2 tRNA genes and 2 rRNA genes are annotated in these 862 nt (G+C 42.9%); all 4 read left to right on the top strand.

The features are described from left to right. A 16S ribosomal RNA gene (locus IW644_RS19875) occupies window positions 1–108 on the top strand; the annotation flags it as partial. 77 nt (window positions 109–185) lie between these two features. Beyond that, window positions 186–261: transfer RNA gene (locus IW644_RS19870), tRNA-Ala, on the top strand. Between the two features lie 43 nt (window positions 262–304). Then, a tRNA-Ile gene (locus IW644_RS19865) sits at window positions 305–381 on the top strand. Between the two features lie 398 nt (window positions 382–779). Further along, window positions 780–862: ribosomal RNA gene (locus IW644_RS19860) — 23S ribosomal RNA — on the top strand; the annotation flags it as partial.

Below are 862 nucleotides of genomic sequence, written 5' to 3'. Positions count from 1 at the left end.
GTAGTTAGTCTAACCTTCGGGAGGACGATTACCACTTTGTGTTTCATGACTGGGGTGAAGTCGTAACAAGGTAACCCTAGGGGAACCTGGGGTTGGATCACCTCCTTACCATTACGTCGATAGACGCCTTGATGCAGTGCCTACACAGATAGTCTTGTTTAAAATGAAGAACGACACAAGTTTATGGGGCTATAGCTCAGCTGGGAGAGCGCCTGATTTGCATTCAGGAGGTCAGCAGTTCGATCCTGCTTAGCTCCACCATCTACTTGACACTGAGTTTGTTGTTAACAAGCTTAGAAACTGAAGGCTTGTAGCTCAGCTGGTTAGAGCGCACCCCTGATAAGGGTGAGGTCGGCAGTTCAAGTCTGCCCAAGCCTACCATTTCCTTACTTTATAAAAGGAAGGTAACAAAGGTAGAAACCTGTCACGTTGGACCCGAAATCCTAATGAATATTTACTGTTTCAGTAAAGATTGATTAGGGTTTTTTACCCTGAGGGAGCATTTACGATACTTGAAAGAGTAATGTAGGTCCTCCTTGCGCAAAAGTCATGACAAAAAGCGTCATGATTTTGCACGATAGTTCTTTAACAATTTGGAAAGCTGATATTAATAGTAATCAATCAAAATTGAGTAACTGAGAAATCGAAAGATGGCTTTTTACTCTACTTGACTGAATTGCTTGTTATCAATTTATTGATAGCAAGGCAATTCTTCCGATTAGCTTGTCATGCATGCGACATAACTTAGACAGAAGTCAAAAGGCTGTTTGGGGTTGTATGGTTAAGTGACGAAGCGTATACGGTGGATGCCTTGGCAGTTAGAGGCGATGAAGGACGTGTAAGTCTGCGAAAAGCTGTGGTG

Origin of the sequence: Alteromonas sp. PRIM-21 (assembly GCF_027563165.1) — a bacterium.
In the GTDB taxonomy this organism is placed as follows: domain Bacteria; phylum Pseudomonadota; class Gammaproteobacteria; order Enterobacterales; family Alteromonadaceae; genus Alteromonas; species Alteromonas macleodii_A.
Note: the sequence above shows the minus strand (reverse complement) of the source record. Positions and strands in the feature narration are given on the sequence as shown.